Raw genomic sequence first — 19,195 nt, 5'->3', positions numbered from 1 at the left:
TCCAAAATTGATCTAAGCAACATGACCTTAAGGGCAGCTGGAACCATCTACGCCTGCTCTCGTCGACACTCCCTCAAGCGGTCAGGCTCAATGCTTCCTTATCGCTTGCGAAATACATCAAGCAGCAGCTCATTGCTGGCCGAGGATTGTGCTTCCCACGTTGCGGCAAAGCGGACCTGGTGCGAGACGCCGAGAATATCGTAGCGGTTGACCAGGTGCTGGCGGGCATTACCGACAATAAGCGAGTGCAGCCTTACTTGCTTGAGCGCGCCAAGCTCGGCCAATTGCTGCCGTAAGGGAGCACTGATGGTGCCTATCCCATCGGTCACCATCACAAAATCGGCATCCGCGAAGCGGGGATTGCCTTCTACGATTTCGATGCCGCGCCTAAGCGGCGCATCGAAATGCGTGCCGCCGCCGAACGCCAGCTGCGCCAAAGCGTAAAAGCCGGGCCAATCCGGCTTGCGCCAATATAACGCTTGCTCGATCAGCTCGCCGCGCGCCCCGAACAAAAGCAGCACAAAGTCGCGGCGCTCCAATAGGCTGAAGGAGGCAAAGGTGGCGACGAATAGCTGCGCCACCCGAAGCTTACTGCCGCGCATCGAGTGGGAGGTGTCGAGCATACACACAACCGGGCCTTTTTGCGGCTCCTCCATACGTCCGCTTATATTGTAGGTCAACAGCTTGCGATCCAACCATTTGATCGTAAAATAAGCCTCATAATCGGGATCGGCGAGCAGGCTCGCTTCGCTTGGCAGCATATGCGAAATATCGCCTGATTGCCGCAGGTTGTCATAAGCCTCTGGAATATGCGGAGAACGCATCTTTTTGCGCTGCAGCTTTAAATGCTGCAAATTACGGCCAACCTCCTGAAGGAACGCAATTAGCTCGGGATGGCGTTTAAGCTTATCGAGCCATTGCATATAATGGGCAAACTCCTGGCGATGCAGCCGTCCAAGGTCTTGGCCCCACTGTCTGTTGGCAACACGCTGGCTAGCTTGCAGCAGCTCATGGACATCCAGGCTTTCCTGCTCCTCAAGCTCCAAGGACTCCTTGAGGGAGCGGTTCAGCCAAGCGCCTAGCTGCTCCTCAAGCTGGCGAAACGTTTCCTGCTCTCGCTTCGTAAGCCGCTCAAGCTGGCGTACGCGCTGCTCAAGCTCGGCTTCGGACTTGCGAAGCTTCAGCTTGGTTTTATCACGCCTGATGTAATCCGTGCGCATTTCATCCTGCAAGGATACGATACGCTCCTTTAATAAGTGAATTTCCGCCTCCACCAAAGGCCTCGTATCCAGCAACGCCTGTTTGTCTTCGACGTTGCGTTTACCTTGCTGCAAGGTGTAGCCAACCAGCTTTAGCTGCTCCATCTGCTTGTCGGACAGATGCTCGCTTATTTGTGCGCTGTCCGTGCTGTTTTGGCCCTGGCCGAGCTGCTTGTTTTGCATGCCAACGGCCAGCAATTGCTCGTCTTGCTTGCGCTGCTTCACCTCGTCGGCGTAGCTTGCAGTTAGCCACATGAGCGCTTTCAGCGCGGTTTTAAAGGAGGCATTTACCTCGCCAACGGTGCGTGGGCGGATCGTGCGGTAAAAAAACTGCTTGCGCAATTGGCCAACCAGCCACCGATGGAACGGTGTAGCCTCCTGGGAGCGGTCGATATCCGGCTTTGCCAAATAAAAGCACATGAAAAAATCGGCAAACAGCTCCACTGAAAACCAGGCTGCCGTTTTTTTCGTTTCGCGCATCCACTCCTGTGCCGTTCGAGAAGAGTGTACATATCCATCAAACACAAAGCGGTCGATCCGAGCGCATTGGATGATCATGATTAGTCACCGCCTATTGGGGTCTTGGTAAGGTAGGAAAGCAGCTGCAGATCCTAAGGCTTTCGCTGCGGAATGCGGATCATTTATAAGGTATAGTCATATTGAACTCCGGGAATTTCACGGTCAAACAACGTCCGAAACAGCCCCTGTAGCGTTTGCAAAATACGCTCTCCCTGAATACGCAAATGTGTATATTTTACCGCGTAACGATCGGTGTGGATCAGCAGGAAATTTTGGTTGCGGATATAACCGGGCCAATCCTTTTCACGCTGCTGCCATTGCACCAATTGACCGCGCAGCTTCCGCGCTGTTTCCTCCAGCTCGTGCCGGCATTGCTCCAGCCGCTCCTTGGTTTGCTCCTGCGCTTCCTTGGTTAAGGAGCCGCCGACCTCCTTCTTGAATTGGAAGGCATGGAGCTCATCCTCCATGTCCAGCCACCGCTTCGCAGTGAGGTCATAGTCACGTAAAGGAAGCTCGCGCTCGGATTGCTGCTTGAGCGCTTCCTGAAATGCGCTTTGGAACATTTCTTGGAGCACCTCCAGATTCTCGGGGAAATCCCATAGCATATGGGGCGTATATACCGTATCCCATACATTCACAACCTCGCGTCCGTTTAAGGCCGCGGACGTTTTCCAGGATTGCCCTATCTTGCGCCATCGCCTGTCAGAGAGGGTGAACTGTCTGGCATCCATCGCTGTTTTCAGCTGGTACAGCATATAAATCAATGTTTCCGGAATACGCACTCGCTCAGCGGCATTTCTTACGATTTCCACATCCTTTAGCGTGAGCAGGGCTGGTAAAGGCTCACTGGGCAATTGAAACATTTGCTCGTAGCTAGACATATGCTTGAGAAACCCGACCTCATACCGAATAAGAAAGCGGTCATACAACGCCGAGAGCTGCTCGTTCTCTTCCGGCAATTCGTTGGAAGCGGCCATTAGGAAGAGAAGAGGGGACTGCTCTTTTTCCCGTCCATTAAAAAAGATTCGCTCATTTAATATAGATAACAACGCATTCAAGATAGCGCTGTTTGCTTTAAAGATTTCATCCAAAAAGGCGAAATTTGAGGCTGGCAAATAGCCTTCGGTTTGACGTACATATTGATCCAGCTTTAGCTTTTGCAACGAAACAGGACCAAATAATTCGTCGGGTGTCGTAAAGCGTGTAAGCAAGTAATCAAACCACTGGCCGCTGCCGAAAATTTGTGAGATCGCTCTTGCCAGCTGCGATTTGGCGGTGCCTGGCGGACCGATCAGCAGCACATTTTCGTTGGCCATCAATCCAAGCACAAGCAGGCGTATTAGTTCTTCTCGTTCCAGAAAGCGGCTTTCCAGTAATTCCATGGCCTGCTCTAATTTATGTTGGATCATTTGAATGTCATTCATATGTGTTTACCAAACGCTAGCCCGCTGTTTCGGACTGTGAGCGGTCGGTGCCTCCCCTGCGAATGTGTCATAAATTGCTTAGCTCAGCTATTATTGTAACAAATTAGGTTTACTTATACGAATAACGCAGGATTTCTATTAAGTAGCAACATCATGTTATGATAAAGGGAAACTCAGCGTATGCTTACGAAGTAAGTCTTCTGCGAAAACTCAAGCGGATGCTTACAAAGTAAACTTGGCTACGCGAAACTCTAGGGAGGTTCGACCATGTCCACTATTTATGATATTTCCGTACCAACTGCAAGCGGCGGTAGCAAGTCGCTAAGTGAATACAAGGGTAAGGTTGTTTTACTCGTGAACGTGGCTTCCAAATGCGGCTTCACTCCTCAATATGCCGGGCTTGAAAAGCTTCATCAGCAATATAAAGATCAAGGCTTAGTTATTCTAGGCCTGCCCTGCAATGATTTTGGAGGCCAAGAGCCGGGAACATCTGAAGAAATCCAGGAATTTTGCAGCTTGAACTATGGGGTAACCTTTAACGTGCTGGGAAAGGTTGGCATTTTGGGTGATCATAAGCACCCTCTGTATACACTTTTGACTGAAAAGGCTGAGCCGCAAGGGGATGTGAAGTGGAATTTTGAAAAGTTTTTGATTAGCAAAGACGGCGAAGTTGCCGGCCGCTTTTCCAGTAAAGTAGCTCCAGAGGATGCGGAATTAACAGGTGCTATCGAAAAATTGCTGTAACCGTTGCGATCCCATGTAAAAAGATTGTGCATAGAAGCACAATCTTTTTTGGCTTTTTCTGTGTTATAATGGACGCTGAAAAGCTGAGCTAGCATCAGATTGGGAGAGAGCATGATCATGGAGCCTTCGGAGTTGTGGACGTCGCTAATTCAGCAGCCTTTGTTTTTACACAGTGGCGACGCTATGCTGTTGCTGGATGAAAATGGAAATGTTGTACAGTTTAATGAGGAGAGCAGCAGGCTATTAGGTATTCAGATTGTGGAAATGCTGAGCCACCCCTTTAAGCTTTTATTAAAGCCGGACGATGGCAACTCTTTTATGAGCCATTTACAAGGAGCTTTACGTGGATTATCCAGCAATATGGAGGTGGATTTTTCGCAGTCCAGTGGTCAATCCCTGCAGCTAAGCTTGCGGCTTATCCCGGTGGAATCTAGTGGCGGGAAGTTCGTTTATTTGGTATTGCGAGATATAACGGACCTGAAAAGAGCGCTACAGCTGATCGAGCATATGGCTTATCACGATACATTAACCGGATTGCCCAATCGCACCATGTTCCAAATTCAATTAACGCAGCTGATCGCAGCGTCCTTTAATAAATCGGTGGAGCAGCATTTTGCGGTTTTATTAATTGATCTGGATCGCTTCCATATCGTAAGTGATTCCTTAGGGCATAATCTGGCGGATTTGCTAATCAAGCAGGTCAGCGATCGGATGCAAATGCTGGTTGGAAGCGAGCATATCGTTAGCAGGCTGGGTAACCATGAGTTCGCCGTCTTGTTCAAAAACATCGAGAGCACCCACAGCATTGTAGAGAAGGCGCGTAAATTTCATGAGAAGCTACTGAGCCCATTTTTTATTAGAGATCGGGAGATTATTGTAGTTGGCAATATCGGGCTGGCTTTTTATCCACAGGATGGCTTGGATATGAATGGGCTGCTGCTGCATGCAGCTACTGTCCAAGTGATGGAGAAAGAAAATGGGGAAGGCATGTATACCCTCCAGCATGAGGATTTTACAATGAAGGCTTTGAAGCGGCTGGAGTTCGAGCATGATCTACGTAAAGCAGTGGAGCAGGATGAATTTGAGCTGTTCTACCAGCCTCAATATGATATCCAAAATAATAAGCTGGTTGGGGTTGAAGCGCTTATTCGCTGGTTCCACCCAAAGCATGGCATGGTGTCTCCTGCTGAGTTTATCCCGCTTGCGGAGGAAACGGGGCTGATTGTACCCATTGGGGAATGGGTGCTTCGTACAGCATGTCTGCAAAATAAAGCTTGGCAAACAGCAGGTTACGAGAAATTATCCGTTTCCGTTAATCTCTCGCTGCGCCAGTTCCAGAAGCATAGCCTCATCGGCGATATTGTAAAAATATTAAAGGAAACGGGGCTGGATCCCTCCTATTTGGAGCTTGAAATTACCGAAAGCATGGCCATGGATAATGTCGAGCGTGTAATCAACAAATTAAACGAGCTGAAGGATTTGGGTATCCAGATTTCGATGGATGACTTCGGAACGGGTTATAGCTCATTGCAGTACTTGCGGAAGCTGCCATTACATAAGCTAAAAATTGACCAGTCCTTTATTCGTGGGATCAATGAGGACCATGATAATGCGGCAATCGTTACGACGATTATTGCGATGGCGAACCATCTGCGTATGGAGGTCGTGGCTGAAGGCGTGGAAACGATCCAGGATTTGCAATTTTTACTCCAGCAAAACTGCCAGCATGCCCAAGGCTATTATTTCAGCAAACCATTGCCTGCTGGGCAATTTGAGCGGATTCTATTGAAAAAAGAGCCGCTTTAGCAGAATTTTTGCTGCTAAAGTGGAATAAGCTCTTTTTCTTAACCACAAAAAGGACTATAATAAAGCGGTATTATTAACGTATGCGCTTACCTTGCTAGATTTGTATGTAGGCAAAACCTAAATAAATGCTTGCGATGCAGATTTTTTATGAAGACAAAAACAAAGTAAATACTGAAGATGCCAGTTTTTGCCTAAAGGCAAAAACTCTTAGGAGGAGCCCAAATGGAAACAATTGAACAAAAATACGCTGAACTTGGCCGTATTTTAAAGGATATGGATCGGGTAGTCGTCGCTTTTTCCGGAGGTGTGGATAGTGCATTTTTGTTGAAGGCAGCACTGGAGTTTCTAGGTCCTGAGCGGGTTCTGGCGATAACAGCAGATTCAGAAACGTATCCCGTGCGCGAGAAGGATGAGGCGATCCTGCTAGCTAAGGAGCTAAACGCACCGCATGAGGTTATTCATACAAGTGAATTGGATATTCCTGGTTATGCGGAGAATCCGACGAACCGTTGTTATTTTTGTAAAAATTCATTGTTCGAGCATTTAATTCCGATTGCCGAGAAAAAAGGCTACAACCATGTTATTTTTGGAGCGATTGCCGATGATTTGGGCGAGCACCGTCCAGGCCTTCAAGCTGCCCATGACCAAGGCGTACGCGCTCCTCTTTTAGAGGCTGGTATTAAGAAATCGGAAATTCGCCATATGTCCCGCCAATTTGGGCTTCGCACTTGGGATAAGCCTTCCTTTGCTTGTCTTTCTTCGAGAATTCCATACGGTGAAGCCATTACCGCACTGAAATTGTCGATGATTGACCAAGCCGAGGATTTCCTGATCCAGCTAGGCTTCCGCCAGGTGCGGGTTAGACAACATGAAAACCTAGCGCGGATCGAAGTGCCTGTTGCCGATTTAGCTGAAATTTTAACGGTAGCTGAAACGGTACATGCCAAGCTGAAAGAAATTGGTTACGCTTATGTAACGATGGATTTGAAAGGCTACCGCTCCGGGAGCTTGAATGAAGTATTAAGCCCTGAGCAGCAATCGGTTCATGCCGAGACCGTTTAATAACGATAGCTTGCATGTAAATTTACATTTGGAGGGATAACCATGTCCAGTAAACCGAAAGTATTAATTACGCAGAAGGTGCACGAGAACATTCAAGCCTATTTAAACGAGCATTTTGACTGTACCTGTTGGGAACAAGAGGGTGTTATGCCACGCGCCCAAATGTTGGAATCGCTGAAGGAGGTCCAGGGAGTATTTTTATCTGGGAGTCCTGTTAATGCTGAATTTATTGAGCATGCGCCCAAGCTTCGGGCAGTAAGCTCAGCTTCTGTTGGCTATAATCATTTTGATATTGAGGCTATGAAAAGCAAAGGAATTATTGGCACGCATACACCTTATGTGCTGGATGGAACGGTAGCGGACTTGGTGCTTGCCCTTATGCTGAGCGCCGGAAGAAGAATCGCGGAGTTAGACGCATTTGTCAAAGCAGGCAAGTGGCAAAAAGGTGCCGTTAAAGGAAATGATTTGTTTGGGATGGATGTTCATCACGCAACAGTGGGCATTATTGGAATGGGAAGAATCGGCGAAGCGATTGCCAAGAGAGCAGTTAACGGCTTTGATATGGAGCTGCTTTACTACAGCCGCAGCCGCAAGCCTGATGTTGAAGAGCTTTATGGTGCCCAATATCGCTCGTTAGAGGATTTGCTCAAGGAATCTGATTATGTCGTCATGATCACGCCTTTAACGCCAGAAACGGAGAATATGATTGGCAAGGAGCAATTCAGCCTGATGAAGCCAAGCGCTTTCTTTATTAACGCATCGCGTGGAGCGACTGTGGATGAGCAAGCGATGATTGAGGCATTGCAAAATGGAACGATCCGCGGAGCAGGCCTGGACGTATTCCAGCAGGAGCCTACACCAATCGACAATCCGTTGCTTAAGCTGCCTAACGTGGTTACGCTGCCACATATCGGTTCTGCTACTGAGAAAACACGTTATGATATGACGATGCTGGCTGCCGAAAATTTGGTCGGTGCTCTAACTGGCGGCAAAGCCTATATCGTTGAAGAATTAAAAGGTTTGGTTAAATCTTAATCGATGATAAGATGACCATAAAAGAACCGTCCGCTGCGTTAGGACGCCACACGAAATTGTAGTGGCTCCCTGACCAAAGCGGACGGTTTTTTTTAACGGACTACAAAATCACCTTGGATCGTCTCAATCAAGGGCGAAGCTGTAGCAGTATGCCAAAGCTGCAAAGAATGAAGCGCCCTGGTACAGCCAACATAAAGCAGCTTGGCGTCTTGCTCGGTGGCCGGATAATTCAGGCCGTCGACATCCATAATCATAACGGCATCAAATTCCAGGCCTTTGGACATAAACGTCGGCACGATAGAAATGCCACCTTCATAATGCTGCTGGCCAGCCGAGATCAAATTCACAGGCAAGCCAGCGGCGTTTAGCTGTTTGAATAAAGCCTCACTCCGCGCCTCGGTTCGCGCCAGAACGGCAACGGTTGTAATATCCCCCGTCTGAAGCTTATGGATAGCTGCAATCAGAGAAGGGATCAACGCCGCTTCTTCCACTTGTACGATATTCACGGCGTCCCCGCTGCGGAATACAGGAACTGCCAAAGCCACTGGCTGCTCTAGCCCAAGCTTTAGCACTTCATTGGCGAAATATATGATTTCCAAGGTGGACCGATAGCTGCGGTTTAATTGGAAATAGGCGGTTTTTCCCTCTTCGAAAAGAGCTGTAAATTCCTCCCACTTCCGAATGCCCATATACGCATGTATGCCTTGTGACAGGTCCCCAAGGATCGTAAAAGATTGGTTACGTGTATGCAGATTTAACAAAGCCACCTGGAAGGGCGAAAAGTCCTGTGCTTCATCAATAACGGTATGGTCAAAGGTAAGATCTCCATGAATCCCAACAAATTTGCTGCGAATATACAAGAGGGCAGCCAAGTCTTCAGGCATCACCCGTTTTTTCTTAAGAAGCGCTTCCGTGGAAGCAAGCAGTTCCTGTGGAATTTCATTGTAAAGCTCTGCCGTGAGGAACTTCGCCTTGCTTGCGGTTTGGAACAGCTCCTTATAAAAGGAGAAGGGCGTGTAACCCATCCAGCTTTTGGTAAACTCACGAAGCCTAGCAGAGCCGTTCTTCTTATAGTCCTTCTTTAAGCTGGTCTCCCAAACTTTGTCCAGCTCCATCTCCAGCCAACGCTTGACGCGGGCAAGCACCCGATCGCGTCGCTTCATTAAAGGCTCGAATCTATACTCCACATCGTACCATTCCTGCATCGTTTGCTGGCTTAGCTTGGCGCCAGCCCAAGGGCTGAAGTCCGTCTTAGGAGCAGCCGAAGCCTCGTATTGCCCTATTGCCTGCTCTAGCCATTGCATAAAGCGAACCGAGCCTTTAAAACGACCGGCGGCCGAATCATCCATGATGGGGCGCGCTGGGCCGGTTTGGAACCAGTAGCGCAATTGCTCCACGGGATCGACGAGCTTAACCTCCTGCTCCAACAGCTCAAGTGCCCAATCCGCAAAGGTGGTTTGCTGGATATCGCCAACACCAAGCTCAGGTAATACACCAGATATATAATCAAGAAACATCCGGTTGGGTGCAAATATGATCATCCGTTCAGCGCGAACCTGGTCGCGGTATTGATATAACAGGTAAGCAAGCCGATGCAAAGCAACCGTTGTTTTCCCACTGCCTGCGACCCCTTGAATAAGCATAGCGCTATTCTTCACAGCACGTATAATCGAATCCTGCTCGGATTGGATCGTCGATACAATATCCCGCAGCTTATTGTCTTTGTTCTCTCCCAAGCGGTAGAGCAGGAATTCATCCGTTACTGCCATGTTATTGCCGGTACGGTCGAACGTATCTACCACACGCTGCAGGATTTGTTTGCGTATGACCAGATTTCGCTTCAGGTAGACCAGGCCCGCTACAAGCCCATCGGGTGAATCATATTCAACCGGGTCCAGCCCTCCTGTATAGGAATAGAACAACGAAGCAACCGGGGCGCGCCAATCGACTACGAGCAGCTGCAGCGTGGTGTCCTTCTCGACCCCGACCTTGCCGATGTAGAGGGGAGTGGGCTGCTCCTGCCCCGCTTCTTGAAAATCCAGCCTGCCAAAATAAGGCTCTGTCTGGGCTACAGCCAGGCTGCGCCGCCGCGAGTCGCGGATCGAATCAAGAACCTGTTCTGTATGGTCATGTCCTGTGTAGGGCGGTATGTTTTTAAGCTCCGCCAGCTGTCGGTTAATCTCGGTGAATGTGTCTTCCAAACGTTTCATTTCTTCGTCATACGCGTTTTGCACACTGATTTCCAAGAAATAACCTCCGCTCTTTCCGAATACTTCTGATTTCACGATCTTATATCATATCATAACGCTTAAATGTTTGGCAACGTCTATTTCGGGAGTTAGGTTGAGAGACGAAAACCTTCAGAAAAGGGTAGGTGCCTATTAGCTATTGCTTCAAGAATTGCACGGAATTGACAAACTTAAACAGAAATTAGCTGCATTTAATGAAAACTTAAGATAACGTAGTATCATTTCGTATTACAATACATAGGACAAACAACAAAATTAGTTCAACTGGACTATCTAAAAAAGGATTGTGTTGCACATTGGAAAAATCCTATCAAGGAAGAAGCCTAAAAAGACTAATCAGGCGGCTGATGAATGTTTCCACCTTGTTTACGATTCTTATTTTTAGTGCCATGATCGTTCTCATCTTATTATGGCTGATGCAGCCCTTATCCCAGCTCGGCTCGCAGCTGGTTGCCAAGTCCGTAGCCCGTGAAATGAATGCCCCATCCTTCTTGGGAGAGCAATCCATACAAAGCCTTGAACAGCTATCCACAGATACGCTGGCTGGCAAGGCATGGTTAGATGTGCTGCAAAAAAACGAAAGAACACGATATCGGTTTCCTTTTATTGATAAATCCAGTGATCCAATGAGAGAAATTTATACAGTTACTTTCAAAATTACAGCACAAAGCCGTATCCTTTACGAAAGCCCGGAGCGTGTCGCCTTGCTGACAGAACCTTCTTCATTGCCATGGAACCAATGGCTTATCCAGTATTTTAGCACCGAATTAACGATCCCGTTAATGGATGCAGAGGGACGAGAGGTGGGCAGTGTCATTGCTGGTATCTATCCACCGCTGATGGTGCAGATATTATGGCTGATCACTGCATGTATTGTAGCACTTGGGTCCTTGTCTTTCCTGATCAATTATTTGTTATGCAAATATTTGACCGTTCCGATGGTCCGCCCGCTGAAGCAATTGCGTGACCGAATCCGCAAGGTTGCTTCTGAGGATGCAGCCGTCTTCATGGAGAAAGGTATTCAACTGGACCGTCCCTATGTGGAAACCTTGGAAATTGCTGAGGAAGCCAACAAAATTGTGACCAATATTCGGGGATACCTCGAAACAGCGCGCAAGCAAACTGAATTATTGAAAGCACACCAAGAGGAGCTGGAAGCGCAGAAAGAAGAGCTGGAGGCGCAAAATGAAACGCTCGAAGGCTCTCAGGCGATGATCAGGAATACCCAAGAGCTGGTACGAGCTAAGGAGCAATCCGTCCGCAGGCTGCTGGACAATGCGGGCCAAGGCTTCCTGAGCTTTGGCAGCAATTTGTTGATCCATTCCGAATATAGCGCTGAATGCCGTGATATGCTACAAGCCGATATTGCCAACCAGCTATTTCCCGAGCTACTATTAAAGGAGGATAGCGAGATTGCGTTCCTGCGCGAGCTGCTACTGAAAATTTTTGAAGAGCCCGAGGAATTTCAGATTGAGCTTTATTTGGGGCTGCTTACCGAGGAAATGCAATTGCATAATAAAGTGATCCATTTTGAATACAAGCTTTTGACGGAGGAGCTCCAGCACGAAGGCGCCGCTCTAATGCAGAAGACGATGATGGTCATCCTTACAGATATAACCGAGACACGACGGCTGGAGCAGCTGATGGAGGAGGAAAGCAAAAGATTGAAAATGGTCGTAAGCATTGTTGGCCATTATAAGGATTTTACAGAATGCCTTGCCGATTATGAATCGTTTTGCGACCATGAAATTCCCGAATTGCTAATCTCGAATAAGCCAATGGAAACCATTCTTTCCGAGCTTTACCGCGAATTACATACATATAAAGGGAATTTCGCTATATTTAATCTTGTCCATACCGTTAAGGAGTTACACCAGGCAGAAGACCAGCTTTCAGTTTGGATGCATGAGGACGAGGAGGCTTTGACACCGCGGATCTTAGCAGAACGGATGCAAGCCTTGAACCCTAAAGCCTGGACGGAAACCGATATCGATATTTTAAGCACTACCTTAGGTGAGTCGATGGCTGAGCGGCGCGATGTGCTTATTATTGACAAGGAGCAGCTCATTAAAATTGAAGATCTCATTCTTGAGGAGCTGGACCCGCTCCAATCCCGTAAGCTGGTTCCCGAGCTTCGCCGCCTGCGCCATAAGCCGTTTACCGAGCTGCTGAGAATGTATCCCGATTATGCGGTTAGCTTGGCAGAGCGCAATGATAAAGAAATTAAGCCATTTACGATTGAGGGGGGCGACTTTTACGTCGATTATGGAACCTACCACCCCTTAGCGCGTTCGCTTATCCATATCATTCGCAATATGGTAGACCACGGTATCGAAACGCCGGAAGATCGGGCTGCTGTTGGTAAGCAGCCAGCGGGCAATCTGCGATGTGCTGCTTTTATCGAGCAGGAGCATATCATCATTGAGCTGGAAGACGACGGGAATGGGCTGGATTTGGACAAGGTCATGAAGAAAGCGTTGGATAAAGGGATTGTCACAGAGGCTCAATTACAGCATATGACGATGGAAGCGATTAGCCAGCTTATATTCCGCGAGGAGCTATCGACAAACGACCAAATTACGGAATTATCAGGCAGAGGGATTGGGTTAACTGCAGTCCGCGCAGAGACGGATGAGCTGGGTGGCTCCATTGAGGTTGTAACACTTCCGGGTACCAGTACGAAATTTATTATCCGTATTCCCTATATGGAGATGAAAGATATTCCAAATCTAGCTGTACCTGATCTTATGCAGCCGTTGCTCCAAAAGACCGTTTCCTACCTCAATGAGGCGATGGAGGAGGAGGAGTGGGTCTACAAGCAGGACCTGCGCAGTGATCCAGCCGGCAAGCTAATGCTGCTTCCGGTTACAGCTTATGTTAAATTAAAGGGAACCTTAAAAGGCTTGTTCGTGCTGACAGCAGATGAGGGTACGGCCAACCGGCTATTTCAGCAGCTTCTTATCGGGGGCACTCAGGGTCAAGAGATCAAGTCCTGCGATAGGGAGGATGCCATGGCGGAAGCCGTCAATACGATTGTGGGCAACTCGCTGGCCGCGTTCGAGGATTATGATCCTTATGTCAAAATCGATCCGCCTGTCACTGTTGCCGCTCTTACGGCAGCACTTACCTATCCGTCAGCCGAGATATGGACTTCTGAATTGTCCAGTGGGCAAGCCCATAGCCAAATGGGGATCAGGCTTGTGCTGATGAGTGAAAATTATTCCGATTGAAATAATGATACATTTAGGGGGAGACCAATAGATGGCCAAAATTCTTATTGTCGATGATTCGAGCCTAATGCGCCGTAATTTAAAGTATATATTGGAAAACGCCGGCCATCAGGTTGTAGGTGAAGCGAGTGATGGTGTTCAAGCCTATTCAGAATATGTGCGGACAGAGCCCGATCTGGTAACGATGGATATTACGATGCCAAGAGTAAATGGCTTGGAGGCCATCAAAAAAATTATACTTATGGATCCGTTGGCAAATATTATTATTGTTAGCGCGATTGACCAAAAAAGCAGTGTGTTCGAGGCTGTTAAGCTGGGCGCTAAGCAGTATGTGATAAAACCTGTTACCGAGAAGGTCATATTGGAAAAGATCAACAAGGTGCTGCAATTGCCTGAAGAAATCGTCGGAAAGACCGTCTTTATACCAGCGCGGGAAGAGCTAGCAACAGCAGAAAGTAGTGGCCAACTCAACGGCTTGGAAGCATCGCAAAGTGCAGAATCTGTACCGCTTGAGCCTGTAAGCATAGTGCCATTTACTGTGGAAAAAGAAAACGGCTGGTATTTGATAGCCATTTATAAACAATTAGACGCAGCCTTAGCTAGTGAAATGAAGGATGTTATCCAAGCCTTTTCCAGCGAGCCCCATTTAAAGGTATCCTTCCGGTTTGTGGAGCTGACCCAATTGGAAACGGTGACTTCTAAAACAGTTAAAGGACTTGTAGCATCGATAGAAAAAATGGGCGGCGAGGTGCGGGTCACAGGCACAGTAGCTAATCTAATGTGAGGAGAACAGAGCATGAGAACCGAAAATCAAATCAAAAGAAAGCTAAACGAGCTGACGGTACAGCTCAAATCAGCAGAGGCCCAATTGAAATTAGCAGAACCGGAAGTGGAGAAAGGTGCCCAGGCAGACCCAGGAAATGAAACAAGAGCCCATATGCTCCGGGCAAGAGCCGAACAGCTTGAGTCGATGGTAACGCTGCTGGAATGGGTGCTTAATGAGCCAACAGGCAGTTATCATACTTAGGGGAAATGCTAAGAGATTCGTTTAGATTAGAACCGTCTGGCGAGCTTTCCAGATGGTTTTTTGTTGGTTGATGTTTACAAGCCGTCTATTTTCCGATACGATGGGCTCAGCATGACCTTGTAGGTGTAAGGGAGCGAAATCGATATTAAAACGTTAATTATAGCTGAGAAACCCGACATGGGCCGCAATATTGCTGCCGCCATCGACCCAAAGGCTAAGAACTTCAGAACTTATATAGAAGGCGAGCACTATATTATAACTTGGGCGATCGGGCATTTGATCGGTTTGGCCGAGCCGGATGCTTATGATGATAAATATAAAAAATGGAATTTTAATGATCTGCCGATTATACCGGATGCATTTAAGCTCATTCCAAACGCTAGGACCAAGGATCAGCTCAAGCAGATTGGGGAGCTGGCCAAGCGTAGCGAGAAGCTTGTTAATGCTTGTGATGCTGGGCGTGAGGGACAGCATATTTTTTCCTTGATCCAGCGGCATTTGAAGCTGAAGCAGCCGGTTAAGCGGCTTTGGATTTCGGATTTGACGCCCGAGACCATTCGTAAAGGCTTTGCCGAGCTTCGTGAGGGAGTAGAATATGAGAACTTGACCAAGGCAGCCCGCGTCCGCAGTGAGGCAGATTGGCTCATTGGGATGAATGGCTCGCGTGCTTTTACAACCAAGCATCAGGTGCTGTTGTCTGTGGGGCGTGTCCAGACGCCAGTGCTGGCAATTTTATATGACCGGCAAAAAGAGATTGAGGCGTTCAGCTCCGCTAAATTTTATGATGTGGAGGCCTTGTTTAAGCAGGATGAAAGCGAGTATAAAGGCATGTGGCAGGGTGAGCGGCTGACCGACCCGGCGAAGGCTAATGCAATTGTGGAAAAGGTGAAGGGCAAAATCGGCAAAATTGCCAGCTACGAGGTAAAGGATACGAAGGAGTATCCGTTCAAGCTATATGATTTGACGCTTTTGCAGCGGGAAGCTAATGCCAAGCTTGGTTTTTCCGCCAAAAAAACGCTGGACACCGCCCAAGCGCTTTATGAGAAGCATAAGGTAATTAGCTACCCAAGAACGAATTCGAACTATGTAACCGAAGCGAATATTCCGGAAATGCACCGGGCATTGGACCAGCTGCGCGGAACCTCCTATGGCGACCTTGCGGAACAGGCAGACAAACGCCTTGTGCACAAAAATAATCGGAGCATCTGTAATCCGACAAAGGTTGAGGACCATCACGCGATTTTACCAACACATAAAAAAGCCAGCGGGCTTTCAGCCGATGAACAGCAAATTTATGATTTGGTAGTTCGCAGGTTTTTGGCACAGTTTTATCCGCCTGCGGAATATAAAATTCATACTGTTTTGACCGAGGTTGAGCGGGAAATGTTCAAGAGCACCATCAAGCAGCTGCTGTCAATTGGCTGGAAAATCATTTATTCCGACCAAAAGAAGGCAAAGCCGACGCCTCGCGGCAAGGCGGAGAAGACGGACGACGACGAAGTGGCAGAGGAGGAGATTACGACACCTTTTAGCTTGAAGGCAGCGGAAGCTGTAAAATGCGCGAAGGTTGCGGCGAAGGAGAAGGAGACACAACCACCGAAGTCTTATACGGAAGGCACCTTGCTGAAAGCTATGGAGGGTGCAGGCAAGCAGGTGGAGGATGAAGAGCTGCGTGATGCGATGAAGGATTCAGGTCTTGGCACCCCGGCCACGCGAGCCTCGGTCATTGAGCGCCTGAAGCAGGTGGAGTATATTACAATGCAAGGCAAGCGGATTGTTATTTCGCAAAAAGGGCGAATGGCAGTAGAGCTCATCCGCTCGGCAGGTGTCGATCTGCTGACATCGCCCGAGATGACGGGGCAATGGGAGCGCAGGCTCAATGAAATTGCCCGTGGCTCTGCCTCTGACGAAACGTTTATGGAAAACGTGAAGAAGTTTACGAACCTGATCATCGATAAGGTTCGTGTGCAGTCGAAGGCGGCGAAGGAAGCCTTCGAGAGCACGGCTGCGCCCGCTGGTGCGGCGAAGCCTGTGCGCAAGCGCAGCGGTGCGGCCGCTGGCGAAGCACCGACGCGCACGCGAGGAGCGAGCACGGCTAGCGTAAGCGGCGAAGCAGCAGTGCGCACGCGAGGAGCGAGCACGGCTAGCGCAAGCGGCGAAGCAGCGGTGCGCACGCGTGGAGCGAGCACGGCGGCAAAGCCGCCGCGCGCTAAGCGCAGCAGCGCTGCGCCAGCCGCAGGCGAGCCCGCGCCGCCGCAAAGCAGCGCGCTCGCGACGCGCGCCAGCCTCGCGGCTTGCCCGCGCAGCGGCTGCACCGGGCGCATCATAGCCGGCAAGCGCGGCTATGGCTGCACAGCCTACAAAGCCGGATGCGGCTTTGTGATCTGGAAGGACAGCCTCGGCGCCTCGCTGTCTGAAGCAGATGCCCGCTCTCTAATCGAGCGGGGCAATACCGCGCCTATCCCGTTGGTCGATGAAAACGGCAATTCGCAGCAAGCCCGGCTGTATCTGGCAAACCGAAATACCGGCGAGCTTACTTTGGCTCCGGATTTATCTATGAAGTAGAGGTGGAAGGATTAATGAAAGAGATACCGATTCCTTATGTCCGTGCTAACCAGGTAGGCATAGTGCTATTCGTCCTTTGTGCAATATTATTACAGGAGCCTTTGTTAATTGCCCTGCTATGGATTATTGAAGTTTTACCAATGGTGCTGGGAATCCGCGCCAACCTATTTGTTGCTATTGCTAAGCCCTTCTTAACAAAAAGGATTAGTGGGGCGTCTACGGAATCCCAAGAATTGCTGCGCTTCAATAACTCGATTGCTGTAACCTTGTTATCCATTTCAGTCATCTGCTTTGGTATCAATTCGAGCTCTATCGCGGGTTATATATTTGCTGGCATGGTCGCAGTAGCTGCTTTTATCGCTATTTGCGGTTATTGCGTAGGCTGCTTTCTATACTATCAGTGGAAGCGCAGTTTCAGATAATTAGGGCTGCTTACAATAAAAATAAGCCCCAATTGCGTGGCTAATAACATCCGATAAGCATCAGCTTTTCACAAACATCGTATCCGATTTTATTGTTTGTATTGGATAACGCAGATCTCCATTATTCCAAAAAAACGCTAATCTCCGTATGTAAAAGGAGATTAGCGTTTTTTTTATAGAGGCAAGTCCAATCGTATAACATGTACATTCGCCAGCTAACGCCCAACCCATTCTACCTTCTAATATAGCTGATAAACATCTTCTGCTACATAGCTGGATGCGGGGTGTATGCGCAGTCCTATCGATACCGCTCAACAGCAACAACACAAGGCTCCTTCATTTCATTAGCCTTCTGACTTGGAAATAGCCAAAGCGCTGGCGTATCCTTGAGCTTGGCTACCGATAGCTCGAATCGCTCCAATGGAAATTGTGCACTTTCCAGCCATATATTGCTGCCATCGACCTTTAAGACTTTGACCTTGATATCAGATAACACTTTTCCTTCAAAAATAATGGAATAGTTTCCACTATGCTCAGCTGCGGCAGAATCGATTCTTTTTTGGAATTGCAGCAGCAATTGATGAGCTCCTAGCCGTTTAACACGTTGTAAGGCGGGCTTCTCCTCATACATATAGGTACCCAAATGATATTCATAGGCTGTCCAACTGAGATAGCCAAGCTGTTCACTGCATGCTGAGAATGCGTCCAGCCATGCACGGCTGCGCCGCATAGGGCGAAGTGAACCAACATCTGTTTGTACGCTAAGGGGCAATGTAGGGTGCCAGGAACGGATTTGGGCGACAAAGGGCTCATAATGCTTAATATAATCGGCAGGAAGCCACCAGCGCATCCAATCTGGCCAATGCGTCTGAATGACATGCATATCAGGCTTTACAATCGATATCATCGCGGCAGCGTCGAGTCCGTGAAATTCACGCACTTTTTCAACAGAAGCCGCTCCTGCCTGTACGCCGAGCGACCACGTCGCAATCTTAATCCCTGGTCTTGAATCCCGGACGCCATTAGACCCATTGATCAGCTCATTCAAAAATCGATTGACGGCAGTCACCCGGAATTCGACCCATTGTCTGTAGAGCGCCGTGTTCTTTTTGTAATAGTTAGCGGATGTCCAATATTTAAAATCGGGAATATCACTGCCAAATTGCTGCTTAAACGCTGCCCGCGCATACGGGCCCACATCGCCATAGGTGCCACTGGAAAGCCCGTTCCATTCTGGGAAATAAGGCTCGGCAATCTCCAATCCGTCAAACGGGACGGTTTTCACCAAATTTGCTAATGCCTGCTTTTTCCATTCCACATAGCGATAGCTAAAAGGGGAGAGGCGAACGTACCCGTCATTGACCGGCTTTAGAAGAGCCATTTGCCAATCCGGCCAATCCTTGGGCAAATGGTCGGTTATATAAGTGCCATTCCCAAGTATTGTAGCCCAAACCATCATGCCACGCGCACGAAGCAGCTCGACTAGCTTGATGTTTACCTTTTTCTCATCAGTAACAAAATAATGCACAGTCCGATACCCTGCCAGCTCCAGTTCATCTACAATGCTTGACTCCGAACGGTTTTGGTAGTAGGGGAAGACGGGGTCGATTTGTATAGACGATCCTTGTAAGGTTTGAATCATGGGCTCCCTGCCTTTCCGTACGGTATATGTAACAATTACATTTAATTGACTTTCCCTGCATACATAGCTACACTTTTAAAAGTACGATGAATCACTAATTTTAGAAGTGCGGTGAATAATAGCGGAGTGGCCAGGGTGTTCTGGAGATAGCGTAGCGTTGCCTTTGTTCATGGCTTTTTCACCGCTAAAGCATTTATATATTCAAAAAAAT

At 48.4% G+C, this 19,195-nt stretch carries 13 protein-coding genes; 9 read left to right on the top strand and 4 right to left on the bottom strand.

What is annotated here, in order from left to right; genetic code table 11:
- Positions 1-98: 98 nt before the first annotated feature.
- Positions 99-1,817 carry a vWA domain-containing protein gene (locus tag G9U52_RS12460; RefSeq protein ID WP_166149926.1) on the bottom strand — a complete coding sequence of 573 codons (1,719 nt, stop codon included), beginning with the start codon at positions 1,815-1,817 and terminating at the stop codon, positions 99-101.
- An 83-nt stretch (positions 1,818-1,900) separates the two neighbouring features.
- Positions 1,901-3,202 carry an AAA family ATPase gene (locus G9U52_RS12455; protein WP_166149924.1) on the bottom strand — a complete coding sequence of 434 codons (1,302 nt, stop codon included), beginning with the start codon at positions 3,200-3,202 and terminating at the stop codon, positions 1,901-1,903.
- A 267-nt stretch (positions 3,203-3,469) separates the two neighbouring features.
- On the opposite strand from G9U52_RS12455, the gene G9U52_RS12450 reads away from it, so the two are divergent.
- The 4 genes from G9U52_RS12450 to G9U52_RS12435 all read left to right on the top strand — a co-directional run bounded on the left by G9U52_RS12450 (position 3,470) and on the right by G9U52_RS12435 (position 7,849).
- The gene (locus tag G9U52_RS12450) at positions 3,470-3,946 is read left to right on the top strand and encodes a glutathione peroxidase (RefSeq protein WP_166149922.1); all 477 of its coding nucleotides are present in this window, start codon (positions 3,470-3,472) and stop codon (positions 3,944-3,946) included.
- 117 nt (positions 3,947-4,063) lie between these two features.
- Positions 4,064-5,752: a GGDEF domain-containing phosphodiesterase gene (locus tag G9U52_RS12445; protein WP_166149920.1), complete on the top strand. Its 1,689-nt coding sequence runs from the start codon at positions 4,064-4,066 to the stop codon at positions 5,750-5,752.
- A 222-nt stretch (positions 5,753-5,974) separates the two neighbouring features.
- Positions 5,975-6,814, top strand: a complete 840-nt coding sequence (gene larE, locus G9U52_RS12440; RefSeq protein WP_166149918.1) for an ATP-dependent sacrificial sulfur transferase LarE — start codon at positions 5,975-5,977, stop codon at positions 6,812-6,814.
- Positions 6,815-6,856: 42 nt separating this feature from the next.
- Entirely contained in the window at positions 6,857-7,849 is a 993-nt protein-coding gene (locus tag G9U52_RS12435) for a 2-hydroxyacid dehydrogenase (protein WP_166149916.1), read from the top strand.
- 92 nt (positions 7,850-7,941) lie between these two features.
- Here the strand turns inward: G9U52_RS12435 and G9U52_RS12430 are convergent, their stop codons facing one another.
- Positions 7,942-10,095: a HelD family protein gene (locus tag G9U52_RS12430; protein WP_166149914.1), complete on the bottom strand. Its 2,154-nt coding sequence runs from the start codon at positions 10,093-10,095 to the stop codon at positions 7,942-7,944.
- 350 nt (positions 10,096-10,445) lie between these two features.
- On the opposite strand from G9U52_RS12430, the gene G9U52_RS12425 reads away from it, so the two are divergent.
- The 5 genes from G9U52_RS12425 (at position 10,446) to G9U52_RS12405 (ending at position 17,342) form a co-directional block, all read left to right on the top strand.
- Positions 10,446-13,328: an ATP-binding protein gene (locus G9U52_RS12425; RefSeq protein WP_207952936.1), complete on the top strand. Its 2,883-nt coding sequence runs from the start codon at positions 10,446-10,448 to the stop codon at positions 13,326-13,328.
- Between the two features lie 31 nt (positions 13,329-13,359).
- On the top strand, positions 13,360-14,112 hold the full coding sequence (locus tag G9U52_RS41355) for a response regulator (protein WP_166149910.1): 753 nt from the start codon (positions 13,360-13,362) through the stop codon (positions 14,110-14,112).
- A gap of 12 nt (positions 14,113-14,124) precedes the next feature.
- Positions 14,125-14,355, top strand: coding sequence for a hypothetical protein (locus G9U52_RS12415; protein ID WP_166149908.1), 231 nt, complete (start codon positions 14,125-14,127; stop codon positions 14,353-14,355).
- Positions 14,356-14,499: 144 nt separating this feature from the next.
- Entirely contained in the window at positions 14,500-16,920 is a 2,421-nt protein-coding gene (locus G9U52_RS12410) for a type IA DNA topoisomerase (protein WP_166150709.1), read from the top strand.
- A gap of 14 nt (positions 16,921-16,934) precedes the next feature.
- The gene (locus G9U52_RS12405) at positions 16,935-17,342 is read left to right on the top strand and encodes a DUF4395 domain-containing protein (RefSeq protein ID WP_166149906.1); all 408 of its coding nucleotides are present in this window, start codon (positions 16,935-16,937) and stop codon (positions 17,340-17,342) included.
- 298 nt (positions 17,343-17,640) lie between these two features.
- Here the strand turns inward: G9U52_RS12405 and G9U52_RS12400 are convergent, their stop codons facing one another.
- Positions 17,641-18,984 carry an N-acyl-D-glucosamine 2-epimerase gene (locus G9U52_RS12400; RefSeq protein ID WP_166149904.1) on the bottom strand — a complete coding sequence of 448 codons (1,344 nt, stop codon included), beginning with the start codon at positions 18,982-18,984 and terminating at the stop codon, positions 17,641-17,643.
- Between the last annotated feature and the right edge of the window lie 211 nt (positions 18,985-19,195).

The sequence above is a fragment of the Paenibacillus agricola genome (assembly GCF_011440305.1).
Taxonomy (GTDB): Bacteria; Bacillota; Bacilli; order Paenibacillales; family NBRC-103111; genus Paenibacillus_S; species Paenibacillus_S agricola.
This window is presented reverse-complemented; position numbering and strand designations above follow the sequence as displayed.